The sequence below is a fragment of the Acetomicrobium flavidum genome (genome assembly GCF_900129645.1).
In the GTDB taxonomy this organism is placed as follows: domain Bacteria; phylum Synergistota; class Synergistia; order Synergistales; family Acetomicrobiaceae; genus Acetomicrobium; species Acetomicrobium flavidum.
This window is the reverse complement of record NZ_FSQZ01000001.1, coordinates 1,023,911-1,050,900: the sequence shown is the minus strand read 5'-3', so window position 1 is coordinate 1,050,900 and position 26,990 is coordinate 1,023,911. Positions and strand designations below refer to the sequence as shown.

The 26,990-nt window shown below is 49.2% G+C and carries 18 protein-coding genes; 11 read left to right on the top strand and 7 right to left on the bottom strand.

Annotated elements, in window-relative coordinates:
• Positions 1–3,135 (top strand): FAD-dependent oxidoreductase, encoded by a 3,135-nt coding sequence (locus BUQ78_RS05415; protein WP_074199531.1) that lies wholly within the window; start codon positions 1–3, stop codon positions 3,133–3,135.
• A gap of 12 nt (positions 3,136–3,147) precedes the next feature.
• Positions 3,148–4,848, top strand: a complete 1,701-nt coding sequence (locus BUQ78_RS05410; RefSeq protein ID WP_074199530.1) for a 2Fe-2S iron-sulfur cluster-binding protein — start codon at positions 3,148–3,150, stop codon at positions 4,846–4,848.
• Positions 4,849–4,999: 151 nt separating this feature from the next.
• Here BUQ78_RS05410 and BUQ78_RS10065 read toward each other — a convergent pair whose 3' ends face one another.
• Entirely contained in the window at positions 5,000–5,158 is a 159-nt protein-coding gene (locus BUQ78_RS10065) for a hypothetical protein (protein WP_014805941.1), read from the bottom strand.
• A gap of 333 nt (positions 5,159–5,491) precedes the next feature.
• Here BUQ78_RS10065 and BUQ78_RS05405 point away from each other — a divergent pair, with 333 nt between their 5' ends.
• From BUQ78_RS05405 to BUQ78_RS05375, 7 genes are all read left to right on the top strand, one after another.
• On the top strand, positions 5,492–5,698 hold the full coding sequence (locus tag BUQ78_RS05405) for a hypothetical protein (RefSeq protein ID WP_014805942.1): 207 nt from the start codon (positions 5,492–5,494) through the stop codon (positions 5,696–5,698).
• Positions 5,695–7,632, top strand: coding sequence for a DNA topoisomerase (ATP-hydrolyzing) subunit B (gene gyrB, locus BUQ78_RS05400; RefSeq protein WP_143228337.1), 1,938 nt, complete (start codon positions 5,695–5,697; stop codon positions 7,630–7,632). Before BUQ78_RS05405 ends, gyrB begins: the two co-directional genes overlap by 4 nt.
• A 64-nt stretch (positions 7,633–7,696) precedes the next feature.
• Positions 7,697–9,868, top strand: coding sequence for a methyl-accepting chemotaxis protein (locus BUQ78_RS05395; RefSeq protein ID WP_014805944.1), 2,172 nt, complete (start codon positions 7,697–7,699; stop codon positions 9,866–9,868).
• 99 nt (positions 9,869–9,967) lie between these two features.
• Positions 9,968–11,167, top strand: coding sequence for a M20 family metallopeptidase (locus BUQ78_RS05390; RefSeq protein ID WP_074199529.1), 1,200 nt, complete (start codon positions 9,968–9,970; stop codon positions 11,165–11,167).
• A gap of 28 nt (positions 11,168–11,195) precedes the next feature.
• Positions 11,196–12,164: a threonine ammonia-lyase gene (locus tag BUQ78_RS05385; RefSeq protein WP_074199528.1), complete on the top strand. Its 969-nt coding sequence runs from the start codon at positions 11,196–11,198 to the stop codon at positions 12,162–12,164.
• Positions 12,134–12,649 carry a 2-thiouracil desulfurase family protein gene (locus tag BUQ78_RS05380; protein ID WP_074199527.1) on the top strand — a complete coding sequence of 172 codons (516 nt, stop codon included), beginning with the start codon at positions 12,134–12,136 and terminating at the stop codon, positions 12,647–12,649. Before BUQ78_RS05385 ends, BUQ78_RS05380 begins: the two co-directional genes overlap by 31 nt.
• A gap of 66 nt (positions 12,650–12,715) precedes the next feature.
• Complete coding sequence (locus BUQ78_RS05375; RefSeq protein ID WP_074199526.1) at positions 12,716–13,336, top strand: nitroreductase family protein; 621 nt, start codon at positions 12,716–12,718, stop codon at positions 13,334–13,336.
• A 46-nt stretch (positions 13,337–13,382) separates the two neighbouring features.
• On the opposite strand, the gene BUQ78_RS05370 is transcribed toward BUQ78_RS05375, so the two are convergent.
• Positions 13,383–14,267: a VIT1/CCC1 transporter family protein gene (locus tag BUQ78_RS05370; RefSeq protein WP_143228335.1), complete on the bottom strand. Its 885-nt coding sequence runs from the start codon at positions 14,265–14,267 to the stop codon at positions 13,383–13,385.
• An 81-nt stretch (positions 14,268–14,348) separates the two neighbouring features.
• On the opposite strand from BUQ78_RS05370, the gene BUQ78_RS05365 reads away from it, so the two are divergent.
• Positions 14,349–15,107, top strand: a complete 759-nt coding sequence (locus tag BUQ78_RS05365; protein ID WP_074199525.1) for a fumarylacetoacetate hydrolase family protein — start codon at positions 14,349–14,351, stop codon at positions 15,105–15,107.
• A 110-nt stretch (positions 15,108–15,217) separates the two neighbouring features.
• Here the strand turns inward: BUQ78_RS05365 and BUQ78_RS05360 are convergent, their stop codons facing one another.
• Together BUQ78_RS05360 and dapF are read right to left on the bottom strand one after the other, a co-directional pair.
• Entirely contained in the window at positions 15,218–16,450 is a 1,233-nt protein-coding gene (locus tag BUQ78_RS05360; RefSeq protein WP_074199524.1) for a dicarboxylate/amino acid:cation symporter, read from the bottom strand.
• A gap of 4 nt (positions 16,451–16,454) precedes the next feature.
• Positions 16,455–17,297 (bottom strand): diaminopimelate epimerase, encoded by an 843-nt coding sequence (dapF, locus tag BUQ78_RS05355; RefSeq protein ID WP_084532235.1) that lies wholly within the window; start codon positions 17,295–17,297, stop codon positions 16,455–16,457.
• 98 nt (positions 17,298–17,395) lie between these two features.
• Between dapF and BUQ78_RS05350 the strand changes: the two genes are divergently transcribed.
• Positions 17,396–19,168 (top strand): methyl-accepting chemotaxis protein, encoded by a 1,773-nt coding sequence (locus tag BUQ78_RS05350; RefSeq protein WP_074199523.1) that lies wholly within the window; start codon positions 17,396–17,398, stop codon positions 19,166–19,168.
• Here BUQ78_RS05350 and BUQ78_RS05345 read toward each other — a convergent pair.
• The 3 genes from BUQ78_RS05345 to BUQ78_RS05335 form a co-directional block, all read right to left on the bottom strand.
• The gene (locus BUQ78_RS05345; protein WP_074199522.1) at positions 19,165–20,175 is read right to left on the bottom strand and encodes an HD domain-containing phosphohydrolase; all 1,011 of its coding nucleotides are present in this window, start codon (positions 20,173–20,175) and stop codon (positions 19,165–19,167) included. The genes BUQ78_RS05350 and BUQ78_RS05345 overlap by 4 nt on opposite strands.
• 184 nt (positions 20,176–20,359) lie before the next feature.
• Entirely contained in the window at positions 20,360–23,974 is a 3,615-nt protein-coding gene (locus tag BUQ78_RS05340; RefSeq protein WP_074199521.1) for a UvrD-helicase domain-containing protein, read from the bottom strand.
• Positions 23,964–26,843: a PD-(D/E)XK nuclease family protein gene (locus BUQ78_RS05335; RefSeq protein WP_074199520.1), complete on the bottom strand. Its 2,880-nt coding sequence runs from the start codon at positions 26,841–26,843 to the stop codon at positions 23,964–23,966. The genes BUQ78_RS05340 and BUQ78_RS05335 overlap by 11 nt, the downstream gene beginning before the upstream one ends.
• Positions 26,844–26,990 lie beyond the last annotated feature (147 nt).

The following is a 26,990-nucleotide window of genomic DNA, read 5'->3' as shown; positions in this document are numbered from 1 at the left end:
ATGACCAACTCTTTTAGGGCAAATGTCTTATGTTGTCGCGGCACGAGTTGTACGGCGGGGGGCTCGCGTGAAATATTGGAGGCCTTCGAGGAGGAGGTAAGAAAGCATAATTTGGAGAAGGAGGTCTTGGTGACCTTCTCCGGCTGCCATGGTTTATGTTCGATCGGGCCCGTCGTTGTGATATATCCCGAGGACATCTTTTACTGTCAGGTAGAACCAAGAGACGTACCCGAGATAGTTGAGAAGACCTTACTTAGGGGAATGCTAGTGGAAAGGCTTTTGTACAGGGATCCAATCACTGAGGAAGTAGTGCCCCGTTACCATCAAATACCCTTTTATATGAATCAGACAAGAATTTTGTTGAGAAACTGTGGCTTGATTAACCCTGAGCACATCGAGGAATACGTCGCCCGGGAGGGATATCAGGCCTTGGCCAAATCGCTTTACAAGATGTCTCCGCAACACGTCATAGAAGAGATAAAAAGCTCTGGCCTTAGGGGGCGTGGAGGAGGAGGCTTCCCGACGGGGCTTAAGTGGGAGTTGACCAGGAAAAATCCCGAGGAACCAAAATACGTAGTTTGCAACGCCGATGAGGGAGATCCTGGTGCCTTTATGGATCGAAGCTTGATAGAGGGAGATCCTCATGCGTTGGTCGAAGGGATGGCTATCGCGGGATATGCTATAGGCTCAAAGAAGGGCTTTATCTACTGTAGAGCGGAATATCCTTTGGCCATCAGCAGGCTCAGGACTGCGATCGCCCAGGCAAAGGAGTACGGCCTGCTGGGGGAGAAGATCCTTGGCTCCGATTTCAGTTTCGATATAGAGATAAAGGAGGGAGCGGGCGCTTTCGTATGCGGCGAAGAGACGGCCCTGATGGCCTCCATAGAGGGACGACGAGGGGAGCCTAGGCCTCGTCCCCCCTTCCCTGCCGAAAGGGGCCTTTGGGGAAAGCCCACCAACATAAACAACGTAAAAAGTTATGCCATTGTTCCCCAGATAATCCTCAAAGGAAGCGAATGGTTTTCCTCCATCGGAACGGAAAAAAGCAAAGGTACGGCCGTCTTTGCCCTGACGGGCAAGGTCAAAAACACCGGCTTACTCGAGATCCCAATGGGAACCTCGTTGGGCGAGATAGTCTTCGATGTCGGTGGCGGGGTGGCAAAGGACAGGAAGTTCAAGGCCGTTCAGACCGGTGGGCCATTGGGTGGATGCCTTCCGACGGAATCTTTAAATCTTACTGTCGATTTCGACTCTCTGACTGCAGCAGGGGCCTTGATGGGCTCGGGCGGCATGATAGTCGTGGATGAGACGACCTGCATGGTCGAACTGGCCAGATTTTTCTTGCAATTTGTAGTGGCGGAATCATGCGGGCAGTGTGCACCCTGCCGCATAGGCGGGAGCAAGATGCTCGAGATCCTAACCCGCATAACCAAGGGGCAGGGCAAGATGGAAGATTTGAGTATGCTTGAAGATATAGCCAATTTCATGAAGGAGGCCTCGCTATGTGCCCTGGGTCAAGGCGCACCCAATCCAGTTTTGTCTACCCTTCGATATTTTAAAGACGAATATGAGAGGCATATCCTGGATCTACGTTGTTCCGCAGGGGTTTGCACGACGCTTGCCCCATCCCCTTGTCAAAGCGCTTGCCCTGCCGAGGTTAAAATCCCCATTTACGTATCTTTGATATCTCAGGGAAATTACGATGAGGCGTTGGCTGTTCACAGAAAATCCAATCCCTTCCCTTCCGTCTGTGGACGGGTCTGTCCTTCCTTCTGCGAGGATAAATGCCGTAGGGGGGAGGTGGATGAACCGGTAGCCATTAGGGATCTAAAGCGCTTCATGACGACGCGAGAGACCGGCGAATGGGTTCCTGAAGTCCATGAACCGGACAAGGGTAAAAGCGTTGGCGTTGTGGGCGGCGGGCCAGGCGGTCTTACCGCTGCGCTAAGGTTAGCTCAACTTGGCTATCATGTTTGTATTTACGAGTCCAACCCCGAACTTGGCGGAATGATGAGGTGGGGAATTCCCGATTACAGGTTGCCCAAGGACGTATTGAAGAGCGAGATAAAATCGATATTGAATGTAGGGAAAATTGACGTGAAGCTTAACGTCACAGTGGGTCGCGACCTCCAAATGGGCGATTTGTTTCAAGCTCATGATGCCTTATTGCTTGCGATGGGCGCTCAAGGCTCACAGGCACTGGGTATCCCCGGATTTGAATTGTCGGGAGTCGAAAGTGGCATTTCCCTGCTCAGAAAGCTCAATATGGGCGAAGACCTTTCCTTTGTCAAGGGCAAAAGGGTGGTCGTCGTCGGCGGTGGAAACGTAGCGATGGACGCTGCTCGTTCGCTTCTGCGGCTTGGAGCGAAGGAGGTGCATTTGGTCTACAGGAGGGAACGCAAGGATATGCCGGCCTTAGTCGAAGAGGTCGAGGCAACGGAAGAAGAAGGAATACATTTCAACCTCAGTACCCGCAGGTGGCGTAGGAGGAGGATATCGGCCGAGGAGGAGAGGGTCATATTTCATTATTTGACCGCTCCGCTTCAGGTCATTGGAAGTGAAGGAAAGGTCGTAGGGTTGCTTTGCCAAAGGCTAAGGCTTCAAGATGAAAGGGGCAAAAGCCTATTCGATGTCTCCGCGAGGAAAGCTTCATTCCCAATAGAGGGCAGCGAGTTCATTTTAGATGCGGATATAGTCGTCGCCGCGATAGGACAAAAGGTGGATCAATCCTCTTTGGACCAATGGGGCGTAAGACAACATCGTAACGGCACGATCGAAGTCAACCCAAGGAGCTTCATGACGTCGCGAGAGGGTGTATTTGCCGTGGGAGATGTGGTGTTAGGTCCGGCAAGCATCGTTGAGGCGGTTGGTCAGGCCAATAAGGCTGCGCGAGCCATAGACAGGTTTTTGAAAGGTTTACCGCTTCCGGAACCTCCATCGCTCATGGAGCGTCCTGAAGCGCAAAAGTATGAAATAAGCGATGAAGACGCGGAGCGCCCAAGGGCAAAGGCATCGATCCTTTCGCCGGAGACGCGCGTCTATGACTTCAGGGAAGTTAACCTCGGGTTTCCAAATGAGCACGTCGCGAAGGCCGAGGCCAAGAGATGCCTTCGCTGCGACCTGGAAGAACGGTGAGGGGGAAGGGCCATGTCTACCGTTACCTTGGAGATAAACGGCAGAAAGGTTCAGGGAAATTTAGGGGACACAATCCTAGATGTCTGTAATAAAAATGGCATCCGCATTCCTACGTTATGTCACTTTGAAGGGCTAACGGACGTGGGGATTTGTCGGATGTGCTTGGTCGAGGTCAGAGAAGCCAGGGGACTGTTACCTGCTTGCGTTACAAAGGCTACGAATGGCATGGTGGTCACGACTGAAAACGAAAGGATTAACGCTCTCAGGCGGTCTAACCTGGAGATGCTATTTTCGGAGAGAAATCATTTTTGCATGTTCTGCGAGAAAAGCGGGGATTGCGAACTTCAAAAGCTCGCCTACGAATATGGGCTGGACCACGTGCGTTACGGATTTTTCTGGCCGAGTTTGTCCATGGATATGAGCAGGAAGTATTTCTTGTACGATCAAAATCGATGCATCTTATGCAGGAGATGTGTGCGCGCATGTGAGGAGGTAGCAGGACATACCGTGCTCACCGTTCGGGACAGGGGCCCTAAAAGCATGATCTGTCCCGACGACGATCTGCCCTTCAATGAATCTACATGCGTCTCCTGTGGCACCTGTCTTCAGGTTTGCCCCACAGGCGCCCTATCCGATCGTAAAGGCACTTACGTGGGCAGGCAAGCCGATATGACGAGGACCGGGAGCACATGTACGTTTTGCAGCATCGGCTGTGAGATTGAAATTTTGTCTCGCGACGGCGAACCTTTAAGGGTAGAAGGGGTGTTTGGCAAAGGTCCGACCGAAGGGGTGCTGTGTTCAAGCGGGCGATTTGAACCGCTCTTTGAAGGAAAAGCCAGGCGTAAAGGTGCGCTTATATGCAAAGAGGGGAATGTAAAACCTGCAGGTTTGACGGAAGCTTTGGCTTATGTTGCAGACAAGATCAGGGATTTGGGCATGGATTCTTTTGCCGGGCTGATATCGTCCAGGGCTACAAACGAGACAGCGTTCCAATTTAAAAAGTTATTCGGCAATAATGCCTTCTTGATAGATCCCCCAGGCACACCACTGGGGAATGCCCATATCACGGATATCGACGACGCAGATTGTATTGCCGTGGTTGGGACAAACCTGGACGAAGAATTTAAAGCGGTAAGCTCCTTCGTAAAAAGGGCTGCCAATAGGGGGGCGAAGCTCGTAGTCGTAGGTTCGTCTGGAAGGAGGGTGGACTTGCGCGCATCTTGTCATCTCCAGGAAGACGATGCATGCAGTTTGGGCAAGATCCTTGAAGGAGCGTCCAAACCCATCGTAATTTACGGACCTCATACAGGCAGTTCAATGATGGAGTTTCTGTGGAAGCTTCGTCCGGGAGTAAGGCAATTAGGGTTAGCCTCCGGCAGCAATGGCCGAGGCATTGAAAAGTTGGGCATAAAACCTTGGGAGGGCGACAAAAAATATGAGGGCGTTTATGTATTGCTGGCCGATCTTGCCATGCCCGTGACAATATCGAAATTACTGCCAAATGTCGACTTCATAGCGATTCAATCATGTTACGAGGACGAAGGGGCAGTGTCCGCTGATGTGTTCCTTCCTTCGAGGACATGGTACGAACGTACAGGCACTTACGTCAATACGGAAGATAGAGTCGGGCAGCTCGAGCAGATCCCCCAAGAGGCTCCTAACGTGCCTTCTGATGAAGAGATAATTACATGTTTAAATAATTTGTTAAATTAGGATATCTATAGAATTTGGACGTCAATTTTCATGGTTGAGGTTTGCAAATAGGATTACCGGTCATCTTTAAAAATAATAAAAGGGGATACATATCCCCTTTTATTATTTATATTTAAATTTTTATTATATTTAAATTAAATACTAAATAAATTTAAGCGATCAAAGAAAGGTTCTTTATTTCTAAGGGTTCCATTTCTTGAAACCAATCTCCCTCGTCGCTCTTGGTCCATGTTCCGGTGTTATTCAACGTTCCCGCAAAGAGGGTGTCCTGCAATACGAACCAATTTCCCTGTTTATCTTTTAACCACATATCAGTAAACCTCCCAACCAGGATTTTTAAGACCTAGCCTTGCCCTTCTCTTATTTGAAAGTCCCCTACAAACGTCTTATTCGTCCTGGTCTTTGGAAGAATCCGTTCATCCTGAAATCCTCCCCACGATGATTACTCTGCGTTCTTGGGGTAATTTATATCACGCTTAAAAAAAGTTGTCAACTATAGTTTAGGACAAAACATAAAAAATTATATTAAGTTTATGCAATCGATTGCACAAAGGCAGTCCCTGACTGAATTAGCGGCAAAATTCTTTTTTTGATATAATATACACAGTTCGATCGATCGCGAATGCCGAATGGAGGCCCTGCCTTGAACAGCGTATCCACGGGTGAGGATTTGATGCCTTTAGGCAATGTTGTGGCCTTAGTAGGGGCCGAAAATAAAACGCTGATCTACATGCGAAACGGCGATATTCGCGTGATCGGCAGAAACATCAGGAGCGTGGTAAGAAAGTATCAGGAGCTGCGCATCTTCCTGCAAGATGCATCGATCATAAAAGAAAGGTCCATGTTATGAAAAAGGGAAGTGATGTAACGATGGGGGCAACTATTGCTGAAGCCAAGCAATATACAGCAAATGACATACAGATCCTGGAAGGGCTGGAGGCCGTTCGTCGAAGGCCCAGCATGTACATTGGGGATACGGGCATGCGTGGCCTGCATCATTTGGTCTATGAGGTCGTCGACAACGCCATAGACGAGGCTATGGCAGGTTACTGCGACCACATTGTGGTTACCCTCTATGCGGACGGAAGCGTTTCCGTGGAGGACAACGGCCGAGGCATACCGGTCGATATGCACCCAAAGGTAAACAAACCAGCCGCCGAGGTGGTGCTTACGACGCTTCATGCCGGAGGCAAGTTCGACAACAAGGCCTATCAGGTTTCGGGAGGCCTACATGGTGTAGGAGTTTCCGTCGTCAATGCCCTGTCTTCGTGGCTTGAGCTTACCGTGTGGCGTGACGGCATAGAATGGCATCAACGCTATTCTAGGGGTGTGCCCCAGAGCGAACTGAAGGCGGTGGGCAAAGCTGAACGCACCGGCACCAAGGTGCATTTCATGCCTGACGACGCCATATTCGAGGAAAGGGATTTTTCCTTCGACGTATTGAGCGCCAGGCTTCGGGAAATTGCCTTCCTGGTGCCAGGCATAATGATAGAGTTGAAGGACTTAAAAAGCAATAAGTCCATGACCTTCAGATACGAAGGTGGAGTGGTCTCCTTCGTTAAGTATTTAAATAGGGATAAAATTGCCTTATTCGCCGAGCCAATTTACATATCCGGCGAGAAGGACGGCGTATTGGTGGAGGTGGCCCTGCAGTACAACGATTCCTTCCAGGAGCGGGTCTTTGCCTTTGCTAACCTGATCCACACCGTGGAGGGCGGAACTCACGTGATAGGCTTCAGGACGGCGTTGACCAGGGCCATAAATGAGATGGCGAGAAGACAAAAGCTTTTGAAGGATAAAGATCCGAACCTTTCAGGAGACGACTTGAAGGAAGGGCTTACCGCCATCATCTCCATCAAGCTTAAGGAGCCCCAATTTGAGGGCCAGACGAAGACCAGGCTTGGAAACAGCGATGTCAGAGGTATAGTGGACTCCATCGTCTACGACGAGTTGATGGCGACTCTTGAGGAAAAGCCGGACTACCTCAGGCCGATCGTGGAAAAGGCCATCAAGGCAAGACAAGCTCGTGATGCGGCCAAGAAAGCACGAGAGCTGGTCAGGCGCAAATCGGCCTTCGGAGGGCTCGATTTGCCCGGTAAATTGGCAGATTGCTCCAGTAAAGACCCAGAGGAGTGCGAGATATATATCGTTGAGGGCGATTCAGCCGGAGGCAGCGCTAAACAGGGAAGGAACAGGACCTTTCAGGCCATATTGCCTCTGCGGGGAAAGATATTGAACGTGGAGAAGGCACGCCTTGATAAGGTGTTGTCCAACGCCGAGATAAGGACGATAATTCAAGCCCTGGGCTGCGGTATAGGAGAGGATTTTGACATCAGCAAATTGCGTTACCACAGGGTCATAATCATGACGGATGCCGACGTGGACGGCGCGCACATAAGGACGCTCCTCCTTGCCTTCTTCTACAGGTTCATGCCGAGGATCATCGAGGAAGGGCATCTATATATAGCTCAGCCCCCCCTTTACAGGGTGCAGGTCGGAAAGAAGGAGTACTACTGCTATTCCGATAAGGAGCTTCGCAACTTGATGGAACGCTTATCTGATAAGAAGGCGACCGTGCAGCGCTATAAGGGTTTGGGAGAGATGAACCCCGAGCAGCTTTGGAAGACGACAATGGACCCAAACGAGAGGATATTGAAGAGGGTGGACATAGAAGACGCCTTGGCTGCAGATGAATATTTTACTATATTAATGGGAGATAAGGTTGAGCCCAGGAGAGAATTTATAGAGGCCCATGCTAACGAAGTAAGAAATTTGGATATATAGCTTTATAGTCTGCTATAATCGTGACAGTTGAGTGTGAAACTATATATCCAAGGGGGGCTTTATCGTGTCCAATTCTTCTACCGGTGGAGGCGTTTCCTTAAGGTATAAAATCCTTTTAGCTTCCGGTGTGATAACTTTGGCCGTCGTGGTGGCCGTGTTTTGCGGTAGCTACTTCGCCGCCAAAGGCAGGCTGGTTCGCAGCATGAGCGAGCAGATGGACAGTTTTTCAAAGAGCTTGAGGGATACCATAGACCTCGAGCTCACTTTATTTCAAGACAGATGCCTGTCAAATTTGTCCGTTGCCATGAGCCAGTTGCCAGGCGATAGGATCATGGAGTCCGTAAATAAGGTCAAAATAGGCGAGCGTGAGTTGCCGACCCTCTTTATCATGGGAATTGGAAGCGGATTAAAACAGATTACGGGGTCAAACGATATCGTGGATCAATTGGCCGAGCAGTTGAACGGGCAATTCTTGATATATCAAATTTACAAAGATGAAAGCGGTGAAAAGGCCTGTCTGGTATCGACCACCTTTAAGGACTCCAAGGAGCTGGTCCTGGGTGCCGAGATGGACCCTAACTCACCAATATATCAGACGGCTATAAGGGCCGAAGGCATTTATCGTGGATTTCAAAGCATAGACGGCGTCCAATATTATGTTTCGTACAGGCAAATCAAAGACGCGGGTGGGACGCCTTTGCTTTTGCTTGGCACTGCCGTATCCGTTGAACCCGTCATGGATTACGTTAAAAAGGTCGCCTTTACTCAGGGAAGCTTCGCCTTTGCCATAGACGACGAGGGAAAGATCATCGTGCATCCCAGCATAGAAAGCGGTACGCCTGCTTCTCAGGCTTTGCCGGGGTTCTGGGAATCCTACAGCAAGGTGAGTCAGAGTCTGTCGAAGGAGGCAGGACATTTAAACTTTAAATATGCATTGCCGTCGGGGGAAAGCTACCTGGTATCCCTTTTTGAGGTCGGAGGATTGGGCTGGAAAGTTGCGCTAAATGTGCCGGGGTCTTACGTCTTGGCTCCCGTTGCTGCGATGAGGAATGCAATGATCATGTACGGATTGCCCGTCCTTGTGGCCGGATTGCTGCTAATGGTCTTTTTGCTGGGCAAGTTGCTAGCTCCCTTTAGGACTATGTTGGGTGTAGCAAACTCAATAGCTGGCGGAGACCTTTCGGTGGCGGTTAAGGGCGACATGGACAGCAAAGACGAAGTTACAGCGATCATGGGCGCCTTCGAGCGCATAAGACAATCCTTCAAAGATCTCGTCGAAAGGTGTAACGAGCTTTACAGCAGGCTCGAGGAAAGGGATAAGGACCTAAGGCAGATAGAAAGCAAGATTGAGGTCTCGAGCAACAACAGCTTGGAAGCCTCCAGGGAGATAGTCTCGGTCATAGCGTCGGTATCCTCAGCAGTCGAGGAGACCAATGCCGGAGTGGAGGAAGTGGCCTCCGGAGCTCAAAATACGGCCAAGATAACTACGGAATTGAGCGAAAGGTCAAGCGCCGTAAATGAAAGCGTAAGGGCAGGAAGTGAAGCTGTATTTGAAACCGTTGCCAAGATCAACGGATTGGGCGAATCAGGAGAACGTATAAAGGAAGCCATCTCCTCTCTTGATTCCGCCATAAGGGGCATAACCCAGTTCGTCGATACCATAACCAGCATTGCCGATCAGACGAACTTGCTCGCGCTCAATGCCGCCATAGAGGCGGCCAGGGCAGGCGAGGCCGGAAGGGGTTTTGCCGTCGTTGCCGAGGAGGTCAGAAAGTTAGCCGAAGCCTCAGCCGAGGCTGCTAAGAAGGTTCAAGATGTGATCGGAGATATAGAACAAAGGGCCAAGGATGCAAATAGGGAGGTCAACGAAACAGTAGGCCTTATAGAGGAGGCTGTGGCCTCGTCGCAGGAGACCAGTGCCCAGATCCAAAGCATTACCGAACAGGTCAAGGGCATAAGCGAGGGTATTCAGTCAATTGCGGCAGTCGCGGAAGAACAGGCTGCTTCAGCCGAGGAAATCGCCTCCGCCATGGAGGATATACTCAACAAAGTTACTCGGGGACAGATGCAGGCCGAGGAAGTCGAGAGATCTTCCAAGGAGTTGATGGAACAAATAACCATGTTGTCGAGGATAAGGGAGGAACAAACGGAGTTGATGGAAGACCTCAAAAAAGCGCTGGCCTTTTACAAATTAAACGAAACATCTCAAAAAGCCGGTTTGGTGCCCCTGCAATGAGGTCGATTCCCGTTAGAAATTGAGCTCCTAATGTGATAAAAATAGAAGGGAAAAGCGCTTTTCCCTTCTATTTATTTTTGCCCTAAAGGAGGATGTGTCATGAACGATTTATACGGGCAGATTGTATCCGAGATAGATAGGGCTATAGAAAGGCATTCAAGAGAAGCCATCGAGCTAAGCGACCATTTGGCGCGTAACCCCGAAATTTCAGGGCAGGAGTTTGAATCGAGCAAAAAGCACGTGGAGCTTCTTTCCCGCTACGGCTTCGAGGTTAAGTACCCCTTCTTGGACATCCCCACGGCCTTCTGTGCTAGGAAATCCAACGGCAAAGGGGCTAGAGTTGCCCTTTTGGTCGAATACGATGCCCTGCCGGAGATAGGCCATGCCTGCGGGCATTGTCTCCATGGGGCCATGTCGACGCTTGCTGCCATCGGCCTTGCTTCGGTTTTCGATAAGTTAAAAGGCGAGCTGCTCGTCATAGGAACTCCTGCAGAAGAGACGAACGGAGCCAAGGTCACCATGGCAGAAAAGGGCGTTTTCGACGACCTGGACCTTGCGATTATGATTCATTCCTCCGGGAATAAAAGCTACGTCAGCTACAGAAGCCTTGCCATGGATGCCTTGGAGTTCACTTACAAGGGCAGGCCTGCTCATGCTGCGGCCTCCCCTTGGGATGGGCGCAACGCCCTTAATGGCGTTCAGCTTTTCTTTCATGCCATCGACATGTTGCGCCAACACGTGGAACCTGACGTGCGGATGCACGGCATAATTTATAAGGGTGGGGATGCTCCAAACATAGTTCCCGAAGAGGCAATCTGCAGGTTTTACTTTAGGTTTCCCACCAGGGCCTATTTGAACCGATTGGTAGAACGCGCAAGAAATATAGCTTCAGGAGCAGCCATTGCCACCGAAACCGAGGTTACAGTGAATAACTTTGAGCTCAGCTTCGATAACATGTTAGCAAACGTCACTGCGGAGAGAAAGATGGCGGAGATAATGGAGGAATTAGGCGTTGAGGTGAGCGAACCTGAGGGCTACGAGGGTTCTTCCGATATGGGCAACGTAAGCCACAGCTGTCCTGCTCTACAGCCGAAGCTTGCCATAAGCGATGTGCCGCTTGTGACCCACAGCCGAGAGTTCGCAAAGGCCGTTATAACGCCTAAGGCACATGAAGCTCTGATAACGGGCAGCAAAGCCCTTGCCAGGATGGCCATAGCTGTATTTTTAGACGAAAATTTGAGGAAGGCGATCAGAGAAGATTTTAAAAGAGCAAAGAAAGAGGAAGGACATTTAGGTTAGACTGTAGTCTTTATGGAGGTGAATCGTTATGATCTCGCTTGATGACATAAGGCAGGCGCGGGAGCGCATAGGCAGTTGGATTCACAGGACGCCCATATTTTCTTCGGCCACCTTTAGCCGTATGGTAGGTAACGAGGTTTACCTAAAGGCGGAAAATTTGCAAAAAAGCGGGGCCTTTAAGTTTCGCGGGGCCATGAACTTCATGCTTTCCATGAGCGATGACGAAAGGAAAAGGGGGGTCGTAACGGGATCCTCCGGAAATCACGGGCAAGCCCTGGCGTGCGCAGCAAAGCTTTTGGGCGTGAAGGCTGTCGTGGTGGTGCCACTTGGTGCCTCACCCGCCAAGGTGGCTGCCATCGAAGGATACGGAGCAAAGGTCGAAAGGTGCGGGCATTCTTCGACAGAACGTATAGCTAAAGCCATGGAGATAGCAGAGAATTTAGGCATGACCTTTGTGCCCCCCTTCGATCACCCATGGATAATGGCGGGACAAGGTACCGCCGGGCTTGAGATCGCAGAAGACATGCAGGATGTGGACGCCGTGCTGGTGCCATGCGGCGGTTGCGGCTTGATATCGGGCGTGGCGACGGCTTTGAAGGAGTCGCTTAAGGGCGTCAAGGTCTATGGGGTAGAGCCCGAGACCAGCAACAGCACCTATCTGTCGTTTAAGGCCGGTCGCATAATGGAATTGCACGATATCCACACGATAGCCGACGGCCTTAGGACGGCAAGCCCTGGCAGTATAACTTTCCCCGTGGTTCAAAGATACGTGGACGACATACTTTTGGTGTCGGAAGAGGAGATAAAAAAGGCCATGGTATTGCTATTAGAGAGGGCCAAGCTGTTGGTCGAACCCTCCGGGGCCGTGCCGGCAGCAGCGCTACTTTACGGCAAGGTGCCCCTGAAGGGCAAAAGGGTCGTCGCCTTATTATCGGGCGGCAATGTCGATCTCGCGGCTCTTTGCAAATGGATAGAGGAAGTAAGGACTGGAAATTAAAACTGCTTGTCAGTGCCTGTTTAGCTGGATGTTGCTGCAGGTACAATGGGAAGGCTTACGGCAATGAGCCTTTAAGGTCCTTGGCAAGACAGGGTCTTATAGAAGTGGCATGCCCCGAGACATTAGGGGGTCTTCCTGTCCCAAGGCCGAGGGCTGAAATCGTCGGAGGTACGGGAGACGACGTATTGTTGGGCCGTGCCTGCGTCTTAAACGAATATGGCAAAGATGTGACCGACATATTCTTAAGAGGGGCTTTTTATGTGCTTGAGATAGTTCAAAGGGAAGGCATAAAGCATGCAATCTTAAAGGACAAAAGCCCCTCCTGCGGGGTTTACCGCGTATATGACGGCTCTTTCAAAGGCATGTTGCGCAAGGGCAGAGGCGTAACCTCTGCCCTTCTATATAGGCATGGCGTAACTCTTTTTTCCGAGGATGAAGTATGGGGAAAGCATTTCCTGGAGTTACTTTCAATTGACGATCGTTGATAATATATATAAATTCATTTAAAATTAATATGTTAGCTTTATCTAATTTTGTGGAGGTGAGAAAATATGGATGTGCTAGAGGCGATAAAAAGAAGACGAGCTATAAATTTCTTCGATCCCACTAAGGAGATATCTGACGAAACTATAAAGAAGTTGCTCGAACTTGGAACTATGGCTCCTTCGTCGTTTAATTTGCAACCCTGGGAAGTTATAGTGGTCAAAAGCCAGGATAAAAAGAAGGCACTTAGACGCTGTGCGTCCAATCAAAAAAAGGTGGAAGATGCCTCTGCCGTTTTAATATTCATTGCCGATCCGGAGGCTGTCGAAAAGAACTTAGATAGGGTGCTCGACAAGAACATCGAGCTCGGTTACATGAAGCCGGAAGGCCGCGAGGCGACCGTGAATGCCGTCTATGGACTGTACGGTCCCAAGGACAGCATTAAAAGAAAGATCTTTGCAGCAAAAAACACCGCCTTTTTCGCCATGACCGTCATGCTTGCCGCTCAAGGATTGGGCCTTGAGACGCATCCGATGGACGGCTTTGATGAGGAGGCCATAAAGAAGGAATTTGGCATCTCCGAGGACAAGATAATTCCCTGCATAGTAGCCCTTGGCTACTTGCAGCCCGGAGTCACGCTGCTTCCGAGGTTCCGTTTTCCCGTTGATGAGATGACCAAGTTCGTCTAGCTTTAAGTTTAGGAGGAAGGATAGTTTCTTCCTCCTCTTTTTTTGTTTACGAGGACATCCCGAGCAGCTTATTGGCAAGAGAGCCTATTATAAAGGAAATGGTTGCTACTCCGAAGCTCACCGTCACCATCTCCGAGAACATCGGCTTAAAGTCAGTCGACCTTACTATTGAAACGAAGAAAGTGAAAATGGCAATTATGAGCAAGGCGTTCGACATGCTCCATATTAATGCAATATATGGAGAATGGACGAAGAAAAAGGGAAATATGAGCATTGCTACTGTTATTACGTAAGCTATGCCAGTATACATTGACGCCTTTAGAGGCTGTGTATCCGACCCTTCCGATTTTTGGGACAAATATTCCGATGCTGCCATGGATAAAGACGCAGCAATTCCAGTTATTAGACCCGCAAGGCCTACGAGCCTGCTATTTGCCAGGGCAAAGGTCAGCCCTGCCAATGTGCCTGTAAGCTCGACCAATGCGTCGTTCAACCCCAGGACTATGGAACTTGTGTACTTCAGCCTTTCTTCGTCTATTAAGTCAATTAAGGCTTGTTCGTGCTCTTCTTCTTCCTCGAGGACCTTCTGGGCCTCAGGTAGGGAGGTCAGCCAATGCCTGTACTTCCTTTGTGCCTTGTCCTCGTTTGTCTCCATCAGCTTCAACGTAAAGGTTATGCCAAACAGCATGTATATTAGAGTATAAATGACGACCAAGAGCCTGCTCGGTTTCACTTCTCTTTGGGTATATTTCTTCCATATGGAAGCGTGTCGGGCCTCGTCCTGCGAGATGCGTTCGAGGATCTCGGCGTTTTTGTCCTTATGTCTTTTAGCGAGCTTCCCGTATATGACATGCTCGGTAGTCTCGGTCCTTTGTGTCTTCAGGATTGCCTGTAACATGGCATCATCAAGCTTAAAGTCAGCGTCGCGCAATGAAGATCCCCCCGTTGTTGGTGTTATTATATAGTATTAAGATAAGTCTCCGTTCATTTTACACCATGGGAGGGGTTTAATTTGAGGATAGCGCGTTTCATGGACGGAAAGGGCATAGTGCGTTGGGGCATCGTAGAAGAGGAAGAGATCAAAGAAACCGAGGGCTTAAAAGGACCCTATACGGGTGAAAAATATCCGCTTAAGGGCGTGCGGCTTTTAGCTCCCGCCGAACCGACGAAGATCGTATGCGTCGGCAAAAACTACGTAGACCATATCGAGGAGATGGATGGAGAGGTTGATCAGTTGCCCAAAGAGCCCGGGCTCTTCTTAAAAGCTCCCAATGCCTTGGCAGATCCAGGCGAAGTGATACCCTATCCGCATTTCACCAACGAGTTTCATTACGAGGGAGAACTTGCCGTGGTAATAGCAAAGCCGATGAAGATGGTCTCAGACGAGGAAGCTTTAAATTACGTGCTCGGATATACATGTGCCTTCGACCTAACGGCCAGGGACGCACAGCGTAAGGATTTACAGTGGATCAGGGCAAAGTCGGCCGATAAATTTTGCCCCCTTGGTCCATGGATCGAGACCGACCTGGATCCGACGGACCTGGGAATTAAGACCGAGGTAAACGGCCAAGTAAGACAAAACAGCCGAACTTCCTTGATGATATTTTCATTGAAAAAGATTTTGAGCTTTACGTCTTCCTTCATGACGCTTTTGCCCGGAGATGTAGTGTTGACGGGAACGCCAAGCGGAGTTGGCGAGCTTCATGTAGGAGATGTGGCTGCGGTGACCATAGAGGGGATAGGTACGCTACAGATATCCGTTGGGCATTGATGGGTTTGGTCTATAGGCCGCGAAAGGATCAAAAAGCCACAATGCCAGGTCATCTCAGATGTCTTATTTGGCATTGTGGCTTTAAGGGGACATCGTTAACAATTTCTTTTTTACGTTTTTTGAAACCAACCCTTTCCCTCTATTATCCTTGCCACGAGCATTGCGGAGGCCGTATCTCCCGTGGCATTGACCATCGTTGCCGCCGGGTCTACCAAAAATCCTATGGTAGCTATGACGGGAAAGGCCTCCGGAGGAAATCCGTACAGACTGACGATCAGCATCTCGCCGACGAGTCCGCCTCCCGGGATGCCTGAAAGCACGACCCCGCTTAGGACCGCAATGGCAATGGCCGTGGCAAAGGTGCTGAGCCCGGCAAATTTAAGCCCGTACAGACCAAAGAGGAAGGAAATTTTAAGTATCCCGCTCAGACAGGATCCCTCCATGTGAATCGTAGCTCCCAGTGGCAGCACCATGTTTCTTATGTCTTCTGGTACGCCTATGTTTTTTGCAGCCTCCAGATTTACCGGTAAAGTGGCATTGCTGCTCCCGGTAGCCAAGGCGGTAATGGCAGGGGTTATTATGTTTTTCCAGAAGGTACCAATCCCGCGGCCGTCAGTTGAAATGTAAGCATATAAAGTAAAGGCAATGAAGAAGTAACCAAAAGTTATGATGTGGTATATTACCATTGCCCTTGCGTATGAGCCTAAAAGTTGTGGCCCAAAGTCGCCAACCAGCGTGGCGAAGTAGGCTCCCAGCCCTATGGGGGCATAGTACATCACTATCTTGACCAAATGTAACATTGCATCGGACATGACGGACAGCAGGTCCACGACGATCCGTGCCCTTTCGCCTAGGGCGTTTAAGCTAACGCCAAGCAAAATGGAAAATACGATAAGGGGCAATATATGACGCCTTGACAGCAGATCCCCGAAATCCTCAACGGTGAAGGCCTTCACTATCTGTTCGGCAGTGTTCAGTGGCTCAAATTGCTGGGGAGTGACGCCCTCGATGACGATGTCCTTGGCCGGGGGAAAGGAGACTACAGCTAAAAGCATGATAACTGCTGCGATAATTCCCGTAACGATAAAAATTGTTATCGTAGTCCCCAGGACCTTCCCTAACCGCTTCAGCGATGACATGCTTGCCACCGCATTCGTGATGGTACAAAACACCAGTGGCACCACTATCATGAACATGAGGTTGATGAAGACATCGCCCAAAGGCTTAAATATCAGGGCATTTTTGCCCATAAAGGCACCCAGGGCCGAGCCTATCCCAATAGAAATGAGCAGTATTATTGGAAAGACGTAGTTCTTCAACGCACTTGAACGATTTTTGCCCATCTTTTCACCTCCAGTGATAATCAGCCATCAAGGCTTCTTCGGTCAAATTTCCAGTAGCCACTACGAGAGCTTTGCCGGTCAACGAGGCTTCTGCCGTGTCGTTAGGCGCTATTTCAAGTGTTACCCTGTTTATGCCCCCGGGATTTTTGACGTCGATGGATAAGGGAGTGCCGCAGAGCAAATGCGAGGCCAGACTGCAAGCTATGGCTCCGGTTCCGCAGGAAAGGGTAAAATCCTCCACGCCCCGTTCGTAAGTCATGGCTATCAGGTGGTTTTCTTTTACTTCTACGAAATTGACGTTGGCTCCCTCGTCGAAGACTACTCCTTCCTTGCGCAAGCTGCGGGCTAACTGTAAAAGCTCATCTCGCGATATGTTGTAAAACCCGTCCATGAACAGCACGCAGTGCGGCACGCCTACATGAAGGGCTATATAGGTCACGTCCCTCTCGAAGGCCTTTATCTTGGCCCTTTTGACGCGCTTCAAATCGATCTTTCCCATTCCTATCGTCACGAAGGGAGGGCTTACCTGAGCGCTTACGGGTCCTGCCTTTGTCTCGAAGGTCATGTCACTTTTTGCGTGTCCCCTTTCGAAGGCATACCTTGCTATGCACCTTGCCCCATTGCCGCACATTTCGCCTTCCGAGCCGTCGGCGTTAAAGAGCCTCATGGAAAAATCGAAATCCTTTGAACTTCCAAGCACCAGCAACCCGTCGGCGCCTAAAGAGACCCTTCTGCGACAGACCTTTCTGGCCAAATCGACGAGTTCAAGATCGTCGTATCTGCCATCTTCATCTTCTATTATGATAAAATCGTTACCGTTACCGTGAGCCTTTACAAAAGGTATCACTAAAAGATCACTCCTTTCCCGAGGTCGTTAACGTAATTTTACACGATACGGAGTGCTTAGGAAAATTAGGGCCAAGCCCAAGGATGGAGGTGTTTTGATTGATTGGAAGTACTTTTTTGCGATCTGTCAAAATCAGATCTCGGCTGTTTGTCCTTTTGATCGTGTTGATCGTAGCAAATGTGGGGACTTCATGGTATTTGTTGGAATCCATGAGAGGGCAAAAGGGCAGCATAGAGCTTTTAAGACAAAGCGGCGCAAGCATAAGATATGCGGCAGAAGCAAGCGTAAACATCGTCGGTGCCGTAAGCAACGTGTACAGGGTAATAAATGCCCCCCAGGCCACATGGTCTTTGGAATCGATGAACATTGAAAGCCTGCTTCAAAACGCAAAATTAGCCTTTGATGGATACGGGAAATCCCTGTCCACTGATGAAGAAAAGGAGAAATACAGTGCAACGGCGGAAGTTTTTAATCGCTGGTTTAACGCCATGACCTCTATAAGTAAAATGATATCAGAAGGAGCTTCCCAGTCGGAAGTGCTTGAAGAGATGGATAAAATTTACCTCGATACCAACATGCTTACAGGAAGCATTAATGAAGCTTTTGCTTATGCTGCCCTGGATATGGATTCCACTGCCGATGCCGTTGCCGGAGCCATAGATTCTGCCACTAGAAGCTCAATAACCATAGTAATTGCAGTAGCAATCTTAGCTTTAACCTTCGGCTTCATGTTAACCCGTTCTATCAGCTTACCCTTGAAAGATATGGTCGACATGGTCAACCTAATGGCTGATAATCTCGATTTGACAATGAAAATCAAAAATGTCGGCAATGATGAAATCGGGGATGTTCTAAGAGCCATAGAAAAGCTGATTGGGAGGTTTAAAGATGCCCTGAATGAAGTTATAAATGCCAGCCGTAAGGTTACCCATTCTTCTGAAGAATTTTTAACCTCTACTGAAGAGGCAAATCATATCATGGAAGGCGCGAAGAAGGAAGTGGATGGAGCGCGCGAGGAAGTGGCATTCTTTGCATCTGCCGTGGAGGAAATAAGCGCAAGCTCGCAGGAGGTAGCAGCAGGAGCGCAGTCGGCTGCCAAGCGAAGTACCGACGTGGCAGAACAGGTCGAAAGGGCCAGACAGTCGGCAGCCGATGGAATAACGGCCGTTAAAAAAGCAGTTACTTCTTCCGTCGAAGTGTCCAAAAGTGCTGACAACTCGGTCGCGGTCGTAAGTGCCCTGAGCTCGAGAGCAAGACAAATTCAGAACTTTGTGGAAATAATAGGGCAAATTGCCGATCAAACTAACTTGCTCGCCCTTAACGCGGCCATTGAGGCTGCGCGAGCCGGCGAGCATGGCAGGGGCTTCGCTGTGGTTGCCGAAGAAGTGAGGAAGTTGGCCGAACAATCCAATAATGCGGCAGAGCAGATAACCAAGTTAGCCGAAACTATTGTTGACGATTTAGAAAAGGTCGTCGTCATCACCCAAGAAAATGCCAGCATGACGGAGCATGCTAAACAGGAAGCTGGTAATGCCGAAAAGGCTATCGAGAACATAATGCATTCCCTCGATGTCATTGCAGGTGCCGCTCAAGACATGGCTGCCGTAGCGGAAGAACAGGCTGCCTCGGCAGAAGAGATAGCAAGCACTGTGCAAAACCTAAGCACGAGGTCCTCTGTGCTAAATAAGTCAGTTGAAAATTTGTTGTATAGCATAGCCAATGTTTCAGATGTAATCTCAAGCGTAAGCGAAGGATCCAAGGCGTTGGCCTCTCTGGCAGCCAACCTGGAGGCTCAGGTTAGAGCCTTCAAGATTGCAAGTGAAGAGGAAGCAAAAAGCGACATACTGGCTATGGGTGAGGGGGAAAATTAATCGTCAAAGGTGAAGACATCGAGCTCGAACAAAGATACGCAGGCCTCTACCACGTCGGGATCAAAGTGTTTTCCCTTTAGGGCTTTAATTTCCTGCATGGCAACTTCCGCGGGTCGGCCCTTTCTGTACGGGCGGTCCGACATTATTGCTTCCACGACATCGGCGACGGCGATCACGCGGGCTAGGCGGTGAATTTCTTCACCCCTTAGCCCGCGCGGATATCCGCTTCCGTCCAGTCGTTCATGATGTTGGTATACTATCTCTGCTATCGGCCAGGGGAATTCTATCTCGCTCAAGATATCGAAACCTACCTTGGGGTGAGTCTTGACTAGCATGTATTCCTCGGGCATAAGAGAGGCCGGTTTAGACAGGATCTCTGCGGGGATCTTGATCTTTCCAATGTCGTGGACAAGCGAGGCCATATATATTGCCTGAACGTCTTCCTTGGTAAGATTTAAGCGAGTTGCAATGGCCCTTGCAAGCTTTGCCACCCTTCGTTGATGGCCAGCTGTAAAGAGATCCCTTTTTTCCAGCGCTGATCCCAAGGCCGATATGGTCTGAATCCAGACTCTTTTCAGGTAATCGACGTATTCCCGTATCTTTCTTTCTGCCCTCTTTTTGTCTGAGATGTCGCGGTAGATCGTATAGATGCCAAGAAATTTGTCTTTAAAGATGACGGGAACGGCAGTTATAGCCACTTCAAATAAAGTGCCGTCCTTTTTTCTCCTCATGGACTCGACGTCGACCATGCTTCCGGATGAAACCTTGTAGCTTATGTCAGTTGCCTCTTCATAAAAATGCGTTCCGATTGCCACAAGTTCATCTATATGCTTGCCGACCGACTCATCTTTGCTGTAACCGAATGTCCTGCAAAAAGATTCGTTTACTTCTATGACGTGATTGTTTCGATCTGCCAATACGATGGCCTCCGGGTTGTTATGAAACAAACAACCTAAAAAGGCCTGCTCCTTTTCAAGTGCTTCCTGAGTCTTTAATCGGTCATTCATATCGCACCATGTATTGCTTCATAATAGAAGTCTCCTGTATCCCATATCTTTATTGTTCACCATCGAGCAAAAACCTTGGTTCTCTCAGAGACCGAAGTTCCGACTTCAACAGATCATTTTATGAAATGTTACTTTAGTCTGAAACTAAAGTCATATTATAATATTTATTATAATTATACAACATTTAGGGGCAAAGCTGCCTTGAGCATAGGTTCTTCCAGGGACAGGAGTGGCACATATTGTCATTGCCCTCAAAGGGTCCGTTAACCACTCTAAAGGATATATCGTTTATCTGTCTTTCCACGTCGTCAAAGGATAGGCCTTTCATGTCAACGGCGACGGCTCTCTTTTCCCTAAGCATGTAAAGCCCCATCTCGAGAGCTTGACGTGGAAATTGGCGCCTCGCGACATATCCGTAAAATTTAAGCTGGTTGTAGTACAGGTCCATGAAGGAATTTTCCCTTGTGTCCGATTCTTCCGTTATCTTGTAGTCCCAGATGTAAACCTTTGATTCGTCGTAGTATAGCAGATCTATCTGGCCAACCAGGCGTGTGCCAAAGTCCATCTTTATGTTGAAGGGGGCCTCCCTTAAAATTTGGCCTTTTCTTGATGCAAGTAATCCCTTGATCTTAGCCCCAAGGGGGCTTTCGGCAAAGCTTGAAAGCCAATCCTGCAGCGTGTCCCAATGGGCCTTGTCCTTTAGCGCGGGGCGCATCCCCGTGGGCAACAAGCGCAGCACTTCTTCCAGGCCTTCGTCATTTTGCGGGAAAAACCTAGGCAAGCTTTCTTTTCTTAAATCCCAGTGTGCCAATATCCAGTGCATCAGGCTTCCGACGTCGGGTCCTCCGTAGTCCTCAGATCTTGGCAGCTCCCATTTTAAAGGTAACCCCTGTTTGTAGCCCAACCTGTACGCTCGAGGGCACCATGAGAATATCGCATATTCGGTGGCGCTCAACCTGTCGATCGGTGAAGGCTTCACTTTCAAAGATATCTTCTTTAGTGAAACGGGCTTTGACGGCTCCCTTTTGATTTTGGTTTTTCTTTTTTCTCGATAGTTAGCGCCGATCTCGCCGGACAACTTTTCGGAAATGTCAAAGTTTTTTTCTTCTTGCCATGCAAGCAATGACTTTAGCCAAAGGCCGTTTTTGCCCGATGGGTTTCTTTCTTTGTCGACCGAACAACTGCCGCACAGGATGAGCCTTTTTTTGGCTCGGGTGCAGGCGACGTAAAATAGCCGCAATTTTTCCTCATCTTGCGCCATGCCCTCCAGGTAATCGTGGACTATCTTTGAAGGCGGGCTTTCCTTTTGCATGAATGGATCGGGATAGGAGCTCAAAACGGCCCCCGTGAAGATCGAAGGCACTAAGGACGAACCGCTTCGCGGATGACGGCGATGTTCCAGCCCAAAGACGGCCACGATGGGAAATTCCAATCCCTTGGCGGCATGAACCGTCATGACCCTTACGACGTCTTCATCCTCGCCCAAGGGGGTGGTCTCCTCGTAGGGGATGTTGAGCTTGGTCGTTTCTTTCAGATACCAGGCAGCTCCAACGACATCCTTGCCGAAGGCGTCCTCGTAGGTCTTCAGCAGGTGCACTAGATGTCTTACGTTGGAAAAGGCGCTTATCCTCTTGTATGGCGGAAGGGACATCATCCATAGGGGCTCTTCGAGCAGATAGTTAAGCGCATCGGCAGGACCCCGCAAGAAGGCTCTACGTCTAAGATCTTCAATTTTGCGCGCAACGTTGGAAAGATTGGTCTTAACGTAATTCCATGCCCGTCCTCGATCATTCTCTTTTCTCAGAGAGGCTAAGGCCTTCAGTGCCGCTTCCTGCGATAGCCTAAGAAATGGTGACGACAGCAAGCCTATCATGGCAAAATCGTCCTCCGGATCGTTTAGGGCGAGCAAGAAAGCGGTTGCGTCTATCGTCTCGGCCCTCGAGAAAAAGCTTTTTTGTTCCACGAATACCGCAGGAATCTCAAGCCTTTGAAATGCCTCTTCAAGGGCCTCATAGTAGCTTCGCGCAGGGACCAATACGACCATGTCGTTCCATGGAGCTCCTTTCTCGTGAATTGCACTGAAAAGGCCAGCCAACTTAAGTGCCAATGAGCTTTTCCTCGATGTACCGTTGACCTTGTTTCCGTCCTTGTCCTCGCCAGCTGCTTCAATCACGATCTGTAAGCTTTCTGTCTCGTCATGTGTCGTCTCTAAATCCTTGTCTTCCTTTTTGAGGATTTCAGGGTAGATGAGAGGTTCATAGGGGTATTTCAACGAAGAGCTCATACCGTCGCGCCACAGATGGCCAAAAAGGTCGTTGATATTTTTCAAAAGCCCTTCGCTCATCCTAAAAGATTCACCAAGAGCTATGTAATGTCCTTCTCCGCCTTGGGCCCTTCTTATGTAGTCCGCGAATATCTCCAGATTGGCGTGGCGAAACCTGTATATGGATTGCTTCAAGTCGCCCACGACGAAAAGCTTGATCGTTTGATCTTGCCTTGCAGCTTTGATCGACTCGATCAACATGCACTGTACGCCGTTGGTGTCCTGAAACTCGTCTACGAGGATGTGCCTATATTTCCCTGCCGCCTCCGGGTGCGAAGCGACCAAATCCTTTGCCCTGATCAGGAGGTCGTCGAAGGAGAGAATGCCATGTCTTTTTTTGTGCTCTTCCCAGATAGCCCAAAGCATGCCCGAAAATTTAAGCAATATCTCGCGCAGCGGCCTATCCTTCGATGCCTCTATCGCCCATCTTGCCAAGGCGATATCGCATGATAGCGCTTCACGATGTGCCTTGAGGCCTTCGTGGCCAAAGCGTTCGCTCAAGACAGATTCCAGGCATTTCTTAAACTCTCCTCCGCTTCTTATATCTGAAAACACCTTGTCGTTAAGGTCAACCAGAAAATGCGCCCATTCTATGTAAGATTTCGGTCGCCTTTCCTTCCAGTTGCCTTGAAGGACCCTGACGCTTAGCGACAATTTGTCCTTCTCATAATCCTTTGCCCTTGCCTCTTCGATCCAGAAATCGTACAGGGAGTCGTAAAAGCCTCCTTGGTCAGACCTTAAAGCAGAGATCAGGTCCATGGTCCTGGAGTCCAAGTCTTCAAGGCGTGTAGCCCCTTCAAAAAGTCCTTCAGGGTCAAGGCCTCTGCTTCCAAAGAGCGCGCAAGCCTGTCTTGCCAGGTCGACGAAAGCTCTCGGGCCATAGAAATTTAATGACTCCTTAAAGGTGTCATTCGAAAAGAGAGCTTTGATTCTTTCCTGCCATTCAGGCGCGGCGCCTTGAACAAACCAATCTTCATCGAGCAAATCTAAGGCGTTAACGGCGGATCCGTAAAATTGGTCTTCCTGAGGAGGGCTGACGATGTCAAAGTTAGGGCTTGTGTCCAAAAAATGGCTGAAGGACTTGAGCAGGTTCATGGCAAAGCTATGAATGGTCGAAATTTGTGCTTCGTCAAAGCGCTCACATGCCCGCTTCAGGTTGCGGCTTACCGTATCTTTTTGCTTGAAAGTCAAGCTTGACCCCTCGAGGATCTGGAGCCATTCCTTCAATGTCGATAAGATTCTGTCCTCCATCTCCTGGGCGGCCTTTTCGGTGTAGGTGATGGTGAGCACCTCATCGTGCCTCGCTGATCCCGTCGCAACAAGCCAGGCAAACCTCCAGGACAGCGTGCGGGTCTTGCCGCTGCCGGCGCCAGCGCTTATGACGATTAAGCCATCCTTCGACACGACTGCTTCACGCTGCTTTGGCGTGGCCTTGGCCAGAAAAAGATCAGCTAGCGTAGCTTCATCAATTTCCATTATCTTCCGTTTCCTCTCTTTCGATCTCGTTTCTTCGGCAAAAACCCTTATATTGGCATTCCTTGCAGGCTTTATCGTAGTGTGGCTCAAAGGATCCCGACGACAAGTCCTTTGCCCATTCGATGAGATGGCCTTCAGCCCTATTTACCGCCTCATCAAGATGTTCGCGCTTAATCTTAAAATTTCCGGCATAATCCTTTGGAACTAATTTTCTCACGAAGTCCTTGGAGGCACTGGAGCCGTGGCCAATGCATGTGCTGTTTTCGTGGCACAGGTAAAGGGAGGCGGCCACATGTTTGCCCTCTTTCATCAGCGCTAGGGCGTAAGCTGCAAGCTGTAAGGCGTTTTCGTAACTGTTTGAGCTGCCGGTCTTATAATCCCATATTATTTGGCCATTTCCTTCAATGTGATCTATCCTGTCGGCTCTACCTGCAAAGGAGACTTTATCGATATTCAATGGGGTTAACGTAACCTCGGATTTTGAGAGAATAAAGACGCCCTTTAAGTTTTTTAAGATCTCCTCCTGTACCACGGCCATCCGTCTGGCTTGTCCATATAGCCTGTCGTAATGACGACGCATCCTTTCATTGTCCAAGAGCTGAGGGTAGGTGGATTTCACTGTTTCTTCCCAAAGCTCTTCTACGCAGCGCAGTAAATTTATATTTTCATGAGCTGAACGCTTTTCCCATGCCCTTTGCCACAGACGGTGCAGCATCATACCGCAAATTTGAGGATTAAAGCCCACATCTGCGGGCGGGTAAAGGTTAAATATGCTTTTGTATGCATAAAGGGCAGGACACTGAATCCATGCGTCTATGTCGCTCAAATATCCTTCATACCGCGGGTCTGTGCGAACGATTGGCTTTTTCCTTGGCCTGGAGAACTTGTCCTGCGGCACCTCTGCGCCCCTTAGATAAGCCTCTTCCTTGGGGAGCAACCTGCTCAGCGGCCTTTCGGTCCTTCCGTCTTCCTTGCAAAGCCTGTCGTTTAGGGCATTTTCCAGGAAGGGAGAGATCTTTTTGGGCCTGCCCTGCACATCCACGGCAGAGCAGGTGATCCAGGTCATATCCGTTGCGGTACATAGACGCCTTCTAAAAAGCGCCTCTAGCTGTTGTCTTCTTTCGTGTCGAAGCGGCAGGTGTATGCCGGCCAGGCCAATGTTCTCGTGAATTGTCATCCTGGCTTGGTCGTTTAAAAGGGGAGGTTCCGCAATCTTTCCCGGCCATTTTTCAGATGTGGCGTTCACGAGAATGTATAAGCTGTGAGAGGCAAGGACCGGTGAGCTGTCAACGTAAAGGGTAATGGAGTTTAGAGGCCTTTTTGGGGGAAGCAATCTGGTTTCCTCGGCAAAGCGACGCAGGTATTCCCATGCCTCCGATTCGAAAAGGATATCCCTTTGAGCCGGACCCAATTTTGGCAGAGATTCCTTTAAAAATAAGGCCTTCTTTTCTATGGCTTCTATAAATTTAGAGACCTCGAATAAAACTTCGTCAGGGGCCAAATCTGCAGCGAAGCGTCGGATTCTTTCCTGTAGCTTCATGTCGTCAAGCAGCTTGAAAAGCCTTTCAAACAATTTTTCTGCGCTAATCCCTGTCCTTACGACGTTAAAAAATGTATCGCAGGCCCGAAATATCTCGAGCAAATCCTTCAGGTTGTTTTGTTTCAGCCAGGCCGCCCATTGGCTGATACCAGATGGCATATCCTCTTTCAGAGACATCAATTGTTGTTCTGTTAAATTAAATCCCAAAGTTGGATCAGACAGGAAGCGAAGGACCGACAGAAAGGGCCAATCCTCATCCTTGATGGCCTTCAGGCGCATCAGCAGATCCCAACTAAAGGTTTCGTTTAAAGGCTTGCCCACGTTTGAAGCCCACGGGATTCGGTAAACGCTGAATACGTCTTCAAGGATCCTTTGATATGACGCCGGTATCTCTACGGCAATGTCTTTGAAAGAGATTCGATCTTTTTGTATCTCAAACCATATATTTCGAGCGCACGTCTCAAGCTCTTGTCTTGAGTCGCCGCAGGCGATCAAATGAGATCTTACGGGTTCGTTTTGAGTTGAGATGCTGTTGATCGTGGCCTCTTTGGCGAATTGTTGCTCTACGTCGTAAAAATTATCGCCCATGGCGGGGTCTGGCTTATATATGTCTATAGCTATATCCAACTCATTGAGGGCTCGCAAGAACTCATATTGTGACCTCATGAAGCTCATAAACCCGACAAGCACAAAGGCATGTCTTCGTAGATACCCTGCAAGTTTCCGTATTTGCAGCAAATTTCTTGCTAAAATTGGGATCAGGGCGCTGTCTGCCAGCTCGTTTTTGTCCAAGTAGCTTAGATATTGGCCGTAGATATGGCATAAAAACCCGGTAGGCTTTGTAAGATTTTGGCATTGCCCAACGCAGGATCCATTGTCCTTGCCAGCATTGCAGCTCAAGGCGTAAGCCAGATCTTCTCGGGAAATATCCTCGCCAATTAGCTCATGCAGTTGTGTGCCTATGGTCTCTATAAATCCTGATTGTCCGATTGCCGGGATGGCCTGTCTTATATGGCTTGATGACTCTAGGGCATTTCGGACCAAGTGCCTTACTACCAACCAGTGATCTGGGGGGTCCAGCTGTCTTTTGAGGGGGGTTTTTATGCCCAACCTTCGAAGGACATCCGCAAGCCCGCCGTACAAATCTCCCCATCGCCATATGGTCGGAAATCCTGCCGCCAACCCCTCGACGGAGAGCATTTCAAGCAGTAGTCTTTTATCATCCTGTGATGGCACCATGAAAATGAGATCTTTGTGTTCGTCGTAAAGCTCTTTCAGGGGTTTTTGCAATTCCTTTGCAAACCTGTAGGCGTGAATCGTGATGCTCAAGCTAAGACCACCTTATTAAGACTTTATGATATATTAAAATCGGCAAAAACCCTTATTGGACGCCAATTTTAACCAACCTTATAATATCATATGTTGCGTTTCCCCTGAGATTGGACAATTATGTGATTTATATTTAGCTTGAAATCG

What these genes read in the sequence shown, in the direction of transcription:
- BUQ78_RS05415 (WP_074199531.1), top strand. Translation starts at nt 1, where the DNA reads ATGACCAACTCTTTTAGGGCAAATGTCTTATGTTGTCGCGGCACGAGT.
- BUQ78_RS05410 (WP_074199530.1), top strand. Translation starts at nt 3,148, where the DNA reads ATGTCTACCGTTACCTTGGAGATAAACGGCAGAAAGGTTCAGGGAAAT.
- BUQ78_RS10065 (WP_014805941.1), bottom strand. Translation starts at nt 5,158, where the DNA reads ATGTGGTTAAAAGATAAACAGGGAAATTGGTTCGTATTGCAGGACACC.
- gyrB (WP_143228337.1), top strand. Translation starts at nt 5,695, where the DNA reads ATGAAAAAGGGAAGTGATGTAACGATGGGGGCAACTATTGCTGAAGCC.
- BUQ78_RS05390 (WP_074199529.1), top strand. Translation starts at nt 9,968, where the DNA reads ATGAACGATTTATACGGGCAGATTGTATCCGAGATAGATAGGGCTATA.
- BUQ78_RS05385 (WP_074199528.1), top strand. Translation starts at nt 11,196, where the DNA reads ATGATCTCGCTTGATGACATAAGGCAGGCGCGGGAGCGCATAGGCAGT.
- BUQ78_RS05380 (WP_074199527.1), top strand. Translation starts at nt 12,134, where the DNA reads ATGGATAGAGGAAGTAAGGACTGGAAATTAAAACTGCTTGTCAGTGCC.
- BUQ78_RS05375 (WP_074199526.1), top strand. Translation starts at nt 12,716, where the DNA reads ATGGATGTGCTAGAGGCGATAAAAAGAAGACGAGCTATAAATTTCTTC.
- BUQ78_RS05360 (WP_074199524.1), bottom strand. Translation starts at nt 16,450, where the DNA reads ATGGGCAAAAATCGTTCAAGTGCGTTGAAGAACTACGTCTTTCCAATA.
- BUQ78_RS05345 (WP_074199522.1), bottom strand. Translation starts at nt 20,175, where the DNA reads ATGAATGACCGATTAAAGACTCAGGAAGCACTTGAAAAGGAGCAGGCC.
- BUQ78_RS05340 (WP_074199521.1), bottom strand. Translation starts at nt 23,974, where the DNA reads ATGGAAATTGATGAAGCTACGCTAGCTGATCTTTTTCTGGCCAAGGCC.